The organism is Streptomyces sp. TM32 (genome assembly GCF_004122755.1).
GTDB classification, from domain to species: Bacteria; Actinomycetota; Actinomycetes; order Streptomycetales; family Streptomycetaceae; genus Streptomyces; species Streptomyces sioyaensis.
On record NZ_SDIG01000223.1, the window covers coordinates 1 to 8,793 of the forward strand.

Annotated in this window: 7 protein-coding genes; 6 read left to right on the plus strand and 1 reads right to left on the minus strand. The window is 71.7% G+C overall.

The features are described from left to right. Positions 1-106 precede the first annotated feature (106 nt). The 6 genes from EST92_RS29355 (at position 107) to EST92_RS29380 (ending at position 7,697) form a co-directional block, all read left to right on the plus strand. The gene (locus EST92_RS29355; RefSeq protein WP_254069113.1) at positions 107-1,804 is read left to right on the plus strand and encodes a YfjP family GTPase; all 1,698 of its coding nucleotides are present in this window, start codon (positions 107-109) and stop codon (positions 1,802-1,804) included. A 212-nt stretch (positions 1,805-2,016) separates the two neighbouring features. After that, positions 2,017-2,778 (plus strand): single-stranded DNA-binding protein, encoded by a 762-nt coding sequence (locus EST92_RS29360; protein WP_254069123.1) that lies wholly within the window; start codon positions 2,017-2,019, stop codon positions 2,776-2,778. Between the two features lie 225 nt (positions 2,779-3,003). Further along, a complete protein-coding gene (locus EST92_RS29365) occupies positions 3,004-4,401 on the plus strand; it encodes an LAETG motif-containing sortase-dependent surface protein (RefSeq protein WP_129251287.1) in 1,398 nt (465 codons plus the stop codon). Positions 4,402-4,870: 469 nt separating this feature from the next. Then, positions 4,871-6,535: an energy-dependent translational throttle protein EttA gene (gene ettA, locus EST92_RS29370; protein WP_129283735.1), complete on the plus strand. Its 1,665-nt coding sequence runs from the start codon at positions 4,871-4,873 to the stop codon at positions 6,533-6,535. Positions 6,536-6,540: 5 nt separating this feature from the next. After that, positions 6,541-6,975 (plus strand): thioesterase family protein, encoded by a 435-nt coding sequence (locus EST92_RS29375; protein ID WP_129283736.1) that lies wholly within the window; start codon positions 6,541-6,543, stop codon positions 6,973-6,975. After that, positions 6,972-7,697 carry a hypothetical protein gene (locus tag EST92_RS29380; RefSeq protein ID WP_129283737.1) on the plus strand — a complete coding sequence of 242 codons (726 nt, stop codon included), beginning with the start codon at positions 6,972-6,974 and terminating at the stop codon, positions 7,695-7,697. The genes EST92_RS29375 and EST92_RS29380 overlap by 4 nt, the downstream gene beginning before the upstream one ends. A 62-nt stretch (positions 7,698-7,759) precedes the next feature. Here the strand turns inward: EST92_RS29380 and EST92_RS29385 are convergent, their stop codons facing one another. Continuing rightward, positions 7,760-8,764 carry an ABC transporter ATP-binding protein gene (locus EST92_RS29385; protein ID WP_129283738.1) on the minus strand — a complete coding sequence of 335 codons (1,005 nt, stop codon included), beginning with the start codon at positions 8,762-8,764 and terminating at the stop codon, positions 7,760-7,762. Between the last annotated feature and the right edge of the window lie 29 nt (positions 8,765-8,793).

The following is an 8,793-nucleotide window of genomic DNA, read 5'->3' on the forward strand; positions in this document are numbered from 1 at the left end:
GGCGGGGGCCGCGGCCCGGGACGGGGAAGTGGGCTCCGGCGAGGTGTTCACCGCGTCGCGTGCCGAGGTCATGGTCCGTCCGCGGCGGCCGAGGGCCGGGGAAGGCATGGCGGAGGGGAGCGGGTACCGATGGGCTGAGGACGGCGGGCGGCAGGCCGTGCGGGGCGGGCTGCGCGGTCGGTTGGATGCGTTGCGGGAGCTGATCGCGCTGTCCCGTACCCGCCTGGACGGGCGGGCGCTGGAGGGTGCGGGGCGGGTGCTGGAGACGGCGGACGAGCGGTACCGGCTGTCCGGTGAGCACACCGTCGTCGCTCTCGCGGGGGCGACCGGCAGCGGTAAGTCGTCGCTGTTCAACGCGCTGGCCGGGGCGAATCGTTCGCAGGTCGGGCCGCGGCGGCCGACGACCGCGGAGCCGGTGGCCTGCGTCTGGCCGGGCAGCCGGCCGGGCGCGGAGGGGCTGTTGCACCGGCTGGGTGTGCCCACGCACCGTCGGCACGCCCCGGCGGACGGCAACGCCGAGCTGCGCGGACTCATCCTGATCGACCTGCCCGACCACGACTCCTCGGCCACCGAGCACCGCGCCCAGGTGGACCGGATGCTGGAGCTGGTGGACGCGGTGATCTGGGTCGTGGACCCGGAGAAGTACGCCGATGCGGTGCTGCACGAGCGGTATTTGCGGCCGTTGGCGGGCTACGCGGAAGTCATGTTCGTCGTCCTCAACCAGGTGGACCGGCTGCCGGGGGACGCCGCCGACCAGGTGGTGGACGATCTGCGCCGGTTGCTGGACGAGGACGGGCTGGCGCTGGGGGAGCACGGGGAGCCCGGGGCGGCGGTGCTCGCGCTCTCCGCCGCGACCGGTAAGGGCGTGGGGGAACTGCGGGAGGCGCTGGGCCAGTTCGTCGCGGAGCGTGGGGCGGCCGACCGGCGGCTGGCGGCCGATGTGGACGCGGCCGCCGAGCGGCTGCGGTCGGTGTACGTCGCACAGTGCCCGGTCGGGCTGACCGAACAGGCCCGGGCGGAGTTCGACGACCGGCTGGCCGAGGCGGTGGGGGCGGTGGCCACCGGGCGTGCGGCGGAACGCGATTGGCTGCGCCATGCGGAGCGCGCGTGCGGCTCACCGTGGACGCGGCTGCGTGGGCGGCGGCGGGGAGGACGGGGGAGCCGGTGGGACAACCCCGGCTCCGGGGTGGGGACGACGGGTGTGGAGGCTGCAGGGGCGCCGGGTCGGAGTTCGCCCGGTGGCGTGGGGGAGCCGGCGGTGGACGGCCGGGCGGCGGCGCGGCCCGTGGTGGAGCACGCCGTACGGGCGGTGGCCGGTGAGGCGGCGCACGGCTTGCCGGCGCCCTGGGCCCAGGCGGTGCGGGAGGCGGCCGAGCGGGGTGCGTACGGACTGCCCGAGGCGCTGGACAAAGCGGCGGCCGCGGCCGAGGAGTCGCTGCGGGGCGGGCCGGCCGTGAAGCCGCGGTGGTGGACGGTCGCCGCCTCGCTGCAGGGGCTGCTGCTCGTACTCCAAGTCGTCGGCGGCCTGTGGCTGCTGGGCGTGGTCACCGGGCTCGGCGACGGGACGGACTGGATCTCCGGGCTGTCGCCCGCGGCGCTGGGCGTGGTGGGCGGGCCGGCCCTGACGTGGCTGTGCCGGGCGGTGGCGCGGGGGCCGGCCAGGCGCTACGGGCAGGATGCGGAGCGGCGCCTGCGAAGTGCGGCGGCGGGGTGCGGCCGGGCACGGGTGCTGGAGCCGGTCGCCGCCGAGCTGTTGCGCTACCGCGAGGTGCGGGAGCAGTACGCGGTGGCGTCGGGGGTGTGAGGGCAGAGGCGCGCGCCCGCCGGGCCCCGGCATCCGGCCGCGCGCTCCCTCGCGATAACCCTTCCGGGTGGCCGAGTTGTCCACAGGCGGCCGGCCGTCCACACGTCGCCGCGGCGCTCGCTGAATCCGTGCAGCATGAAATCCACGCAGCGCGCGGCACAGGACGACAGCGCGCGCACGACACAGGGGAGGCGTGGGCCGTGAACGACACGATGGTGACGCTGGTGGGGAATGCCGCGACAGCGGTGGAGCACCGGCAGACAACCGCGGGTGCGACGGTGGCGAGGTTCCGGCTGGCGGCCACGTCCCGGCGGTGGGACAAGGCGTTGGAGCGCTGGACGGATGGCGAGACGAGTTTCTATACGGTCCGGTCGTGGCGCGGGCTCGCCGACAATGTCGCGGCCTCGGTGGCGGTGGGGGAACCACTCATCGTCCAGGGACGGTTGCGCCTGCGGGAAGGGGAGCAGTCTCCCGAGCGGGGCGGGCAGCGATGGTTCGCCGCGGAGGTCGACGCCGTAGCGATCGGCCACGATCTCGCGCGTGGCACCGCCGCGTTCCGGAGAGTCGCGCGGCCGGCGCGTACCGGTACGGACTCCACGGCGCCCGCCGCACCGCAACCGGCACAGCCACCTGCGCACTCATCGGGGTCAGCGCAGGCCGCGCAGCCTCATGGGCAACAGGAGGGCAGGGATGAGACGTTGTCCGCTGCCGGGACCGCACCCGCCAAGGAGGCGCCGAGCCGCCCGGCGGGCACGGCCAGTGGGTGCCGGGAGGATTCGATGGCGCCGACCACCGGCGGAGGTCGGAGAGCCCCCGTGGTCCCGGCCGCCGGGACACCCGCAAGGGCCGGCGAGCCTCCGACTGTTGAATCATCGACAATCACCCGTGTTCCGCCGCCTCTTGGGCCACCGGATCCCTCCGTTCCGCCGCCCGCAGCCGGAGCAGATTCGCCCGAGAAGGTGGCAGTTTCCTGAAAAGTCCTGTTGATTTGTCGATAATGCCAGGTCAAGGGGCCTGTTGTCGGTAACGATTGCGATTCGGATCGCTTATCGGATGCCATTAGTGGGGACCGTGGTGCGCCTGCTCCATAGGATCCGACAAGTACTCACGGGGGCTGACGTGTTCGGCTGCTGAGTTCTTTGGATCTTTCCGGCGAGGCATCCTCTCCCACTCGACCGCCTCGCCCAGAGGGGAATTTCATGCTTTCCATGAAGAGGCGGGGCGCAGCCCGTCTTGCCGCCGCGGTCATGGCCTCGGGCCTGGTCGCGGCGGGTGCGATAGCCACCGCGGGGACTGCCGCGGCGGACGAGACGACCCCCGCTCACGGGGGTGCCACCGCCACGCTGGGCGGGCTGAAGACCTTCGACCAGGCGGTCGTGCACAACGAGGGAGGGGACCAGCGCGTCGGCGCCGGCCTCTTCGAGATGGCGGTCGACAACGGCGGCACGCTCCAGACGTACTGCATCGACATCCACAACCCGACGCAGCAGCAGGCGAAGTACCAGGAAGTGCCCTGGAGCGCCTCGTCGCTGCACAACAACGGGGACGCGGGCAAGATCCGCTGGATTCTGCAGAACTCGTACCCCCAGGTGAACGACCTGGCCGCGCTCGCCTCCAAGGCCGGCGCCGGCAACCTCACCGAGAAGACGGCCGCGGCCGGCACGCAGGTCGCGATCTGGCGCTTCTCCGACCACGTCAAGGTGGACGCGGTCGACCCGGCGGCCGAGAAGCTCGCCGACTACCTTGAGAAGAGCGCGCAGAACGTCGGCGAGCCCAAGGCGTCGCTGACGCTCGACCCCCCGGCCGTCTCCGGTAAGTCCGGCAGCAAGCTCGGCCCGGTCACCGTGCACACCAACGCCGACAGCGTCACGATCGCCCCGGCGGCCGGTGCACCTGCCGGTGTCAAGATCGTCGGCAAGGACGGCAAGCCGGCCACGAGTGCCACCGACGGCACCCAGCTGTTCTTCGACGTGCCCAAGGGCGCCGCGGACGGCAGCACCTCGCTGACCGCGCAGGCCGCCACCAAGGTCCCGGTCGGCCGTGCCTTCACCGGCATCGGCGAGCACGCCAAGAGCCAGACCCAGATCCTGGCCGGCTCCAGCGAGTCCACGGTCTCCGCGGCCGCCTCGGCCTCCTGGAAGAAGCAGGGCGCCATTCCGGCGATCACCGCCGAGAAGAACTGCGCCAAGGGCGGCGTGGACGTCACGGCCAGCAACAAGGGCGATGAGGCGTTCCGCTTCCAGCTCTCCGGCAAGGACTACGAGATCGCCCCGGGCAAGTCGCAGACCGTGACCGTCCCGGTGGCCGAGGACCAGCCGTACAACATCACGATCACGGGTGCGGGCGGCTTCAAGAAGTCCTTCTCCGGGGTCCTGGACTGCAAGACCGCCGGCAGCGGCGGCGGCAAGCCCTCCTCGCAGCCCAGCCCGGCCTCGGTCGGTGGCAGCACCGGCGGTGACAAGGGCGGCGACCTCGCCGAGACCGGCTCCAGCAGCGCCACCCCGATGATCGCGGGTATCGCGGTCGTCCTGGTCGTGGTCGGCGGCGCCGCGGTGTTCTTCCTCCGTAAGAAGAAGGCCGGCACCCCCGCCCAGTGATCACCGGGCACCCGGTGACGCCCGGCGACCCGGAGGCCGGAAGCCCGGCCTTCGTGGAACCGGGCGCCCGGTTGCGGCCGGCGACCGCCCCGTAACCCACCGGTGAACGGCGGTATCCGGTCGAGTACGTGAAGGCCCCGGAGCGCAGCAGCGCTCCGGGGCCTTCGGCGTCCGCGGGATCCGGGCGCCACCGGCAGCAGCTCCGCGCGCCCCACGGCCCCGGCGCAGACCCGTGCCCCGCGGCGGCGCCCGTACGTTCGGCCGGCGTCGACGATGACGGAGAGCAACCGAACAGCCACCACGTCGTGCCAGGTCAGGGCTGAGCAGGGGCGCTCTGACCTACTCGTTTCCGCCAGAGCACAGGCGTACGGCAAGATGGGTGTATCTGCCCTCCCCCGGTCACCGCGTACGACGGCCCGGGGCGGTGCCGCACAGACCCTGATCGATCCAATCTGCCGGACGGTTTCTCTTGGCTGAGTACATCTACACGATGCGCAAGGCGCGCAAGGCGCACGGCGACAAGGTCATCCTCGATGACGTGACGCTGAGCTTCCTGCCGGGCGCAAAGATCGGTGTCGTGGGTCCCAACGGCGCCGGTAAGTCGACGGTGCTGAAGATCATGGCCGGTCTCGAGCAGCCGTCGAACGGTGACGCGTTCCTCGCCCCGGGCTACACCGTCGGCATGCTCCTGCAGGAGCCGCCGCTGGACGAGTCGAAGACGGTGCTGCAGAACGTGCAGGACGGCGCCGCCGAGATCATGGGCAAGCTCCACCGCTTCAACGAGGTCGCCGAGCTCATGGCGACCGACTACTCCGACGAGCTCATGGAGGAGATGGGCAAGCTCCAGGAGGACCTCGACCACGCCAACGCGTGGGACCTGGACACCCAGCTGGAGCAGGCCATGGACGCGCTCGGCTGCCCGCCCGGCGACTGGCCGGTCACCAACCTCTCCGGTGGTGAGCGCCGCCGCGTCGCGCTGTGCAAGCTGCTGCTGGAGGCACCCGACCTGCTGCTCCTCGACGAGCCCACCAACCACCTGGACGCCGAGTCCGTGCAGTGGCTGGAGCAGCACCTCGCGAAGTACACCGGCACCGTCGTCGCCGTCACCCACGACCGGTACTTCCTCGACAACGTCGCCGAGTGGATCCTCGAGCTCGACCGTGGCCGTGCCCACCCGTACGAGGGCAACTACTCCACGTACCTGGACAAGAAGGCCTCGCGCCTCAAGGTCGAGGGGCAGAAGGACGCCAAGCGTGCCAAGCGCCTCAAGGACGAGCTGGAGTGGGTGCGCTCCAACGCCAAGGGGCGGCAGGCCAAGTCGAAGTCGCGACTGGCCCGTTACGAGGAGATGGCGGCCGAGGCCGACAAGATGCGGAAGCTGGACTTCGAGGAGATCCAGATCCCGCCGGGCCCGCGCCTGGGCAATGTCGTCGTCGAGGTCGAGAAGCTCAACAAGGCCTTCGGCGAGAAGGTCCTGATCGACGACCTGAGCTTCACCCTGCCCCGCAACGGCATCGTCGGCGTCATCGGCCCGAACGGCGCGGGCAAGACCACGCTGTTCAAGATGCTCCAGGGCCTGGAGACCCCGGACTCCGGTGACATCAAGGTCGGCGAGACCGTCAAGATCTCCTACGTCGACCAGAGCCGCGAGAACATCGACCCCAAGAAGACCCTGTGGGCCGTGGTCTCCGACGAGCTGGACTACATCAACGTCGGCCAGGTCGAGATGCCTTCGCGGGCGTACGTCTCCGCGTTCGGCTTCAAGGGCCCGGACCAGCAGAAGCCGGCCGGGGTGCTCTCCGGTGGTGAGCGCAACCGCCTGAACCTCGCGCTCACCCTCAAGCAGGGCGGCAACCTCCTGCTCCTCGACGAGCCGACCAACGACCTCGACGTCGAGACCCTGTCCTCGCTGGAGAACGCGCTGCTGGAGTTCCCGGGCTGCGCCGTGGTCGTCTCCCACGACCGCTGGTTCCTCGACCGCGTCGCCACGCACATCCTGGCGTACGAGGGTGACTCCAGGTGGTTCTGGTTCGAGGGCAACTTCGAGTCCTACGAGAAGAACAAGGTCGAGCGCCTCGGTGCGGAAGCGGCCCGTCCGCACCGCGCCACGTACAAGAAGCTCACCCGGGGCTGACCGTCGTGCGACACCACTACTCCTGCCCCCTGCGCTGGTCGGACATGGACGCGTTCGGCCATGTCAACAACGCGGTGTTCGTCCGCTACCTCGAAGAGGCGCGGATCGACTTCATGCACCGGCTGGCGCCGGGGGACGGCAGCCCGTCGTTCACGGGCGGCTCGGTCGTCGCCCGGCACGAGATCGACTATGTGCGGCCGCTGGTCCACCGGCATGCCCCGGTGGCCGTCGAGTTGTGGGTGACGAAGATCAGCGCCGCGTCGATGACCGTCGGCTACGAGGTCAAGGATGAGGACACCCTCTATCTGCGGGCCTCGACCGTCGTCGTCCCGTTCGACTTCACCGAGAACCGCCCCCGCCGCCTCACCGCGGAGGAGAAGACGATCCTCAAGGAGTATCTGGACGACGCCGCGCACCAGCGGGGGGCCGTCGCTGTATGACGGTGCTGCACCTCGCCGACGCCGGGGAGGCGGCGGATCTCGCTGCCTTCCTGGCCCGGCTGATCCACTACGACAAGGCCGCCGCGGTACGCCTCCAGGCCGGCGGCGGGGTGCTCGCCGTCTTCGGCCGCCCGCCGTCCTTCGAGGTGCTGGCGATCCGCACCGCGCGGCTCGCCGGGGACACGGCTCTGGACAGCACCGTCTCGGCCGGCGAACTCCTCGAAGGCATCCAGGAGTCGTCGGACGCGGTGACCGTGCCCGCCGCGGTCACGGGCCCGCCGTGGACCGGGGTGCTGCCGCCGCGCGGCGGCTGGCAGCGGGTGCCGGGGCTGCCCGCGCCCGAGGCGCTGGTGCGCGCGGTGGCCGCCGCCGTCGCCGAATTCCGGTCCCGTGACGAGGCGCTGGAGCCGCAACACCGCACCCGTGCCGCACGGGACCGTATCGGCCGGGAGATCTGGTCGCGCACTCTCGGCGACACCCACCTTCCGCTGCGCGCCGCTCATGCCGCGCAGTCGCTGGGCTTTCTGCGCCCGGCCCGAGCCGGTGCGCCGGCGGGCGGTGGCACGTCCTCCGGCGCCGCTGACTCCCGTCCCCAGCCGCTGAGTCTGCTGTCCGCGGGCGGCTGGCTGCGGCTGAGCACCCCCTACGGGTCGATCGCCGTACGGGCCGGGGGCCCTGCGGGGGCGACCGGGCTGTCGGGGCTCACGGTCACGCCGGTCTGAGGGTTCCCGGGGCACAAACAGACAGAAACAGGCGGTAACAGGGCGGGCGCGAGCCGGCCGAACTAGCTGTCACCGTCCCTGCCTCCCTCCCCGTCCGTCTCGCCCGACCGTGCCGCGCCGTCGGCCGTACGGTCCGGCCAGACGCCGATGTGGTCGCGCTCCAGCTCCAGCAGGACGCGGTGTTCCATGCCCAGGCTGTGGGTGTATTCGGCCGGGAGCTGGAGCCGGCCCGCGCGGTCGAGCATCGCGTACTCGCGGGCCACCAGGGATTCCCGGCCGGTCGCGGCATCCCGTTCGGTGCGCCGCAGCACCTCCGAGGACGTACGGCCGTCGCGGATCGCGACCGTGCGCCGTACCTCGCTCGCCACCGCCTGGTCGTGGGTGACGATCACGATGGTGGTGCCCAGCTCCTCGTTGGCGGTACGGAAGGCCGTGAAGACCTGCTCGGCGGTGTGCGAATCCAGTTCGCCGGTGGGCTCGTCGGCCAGCAGTACGGACGGGGTGTTGGCCAGCGCCACCGCGATGGCGGTGCGCTGCTGCTCGCCACCGGAGAGCTGGTGCGGACGGCGGTCCCGGCAGTGGTCGAGGGCGAGCATCGACAGCAGTTCCCCGGCCGCTTTCGTACGGGCCGCCCGCCGCCTGCCGCCGTGCAGCTGCATCGGCAGCATGACGTTCTGCTGGGCCGTCAGATACGGCAGGAGGTTGCGGGCGGTCTGCTGCCAGACGAAGCCGACGACGTCGCGGCGGTAGCCGAGCCGGGCCCGGGCGTCCATCGTCAGCAGATCGCGGCCGGCGACCGTGGCGGCGCCGGCGGTCGGCACGTCCAGGCCGGCCAGGATGTTCATCAGGGTGGACTTGCCACTGCCGGACGCCCCGACGAGCGCCATCAACTCGCCCTCGGCGACCAGCAGATCGAGCCCTTGCAGGGCTTGCACCTCGACCCCGTCGGTGGTGAAGACCCGTACCAGGCGGTCGCAGGCGATCAGTGCGTCATGCCCGTAGGCGGGGCGCCCGTGCCGGGAGGCTGCGCGCCGCTCCAGCTCGGCGAGGGTGGTGGGTGAGCGCAACCGCCTGAACCTCGCGCTCACCCTCAAGC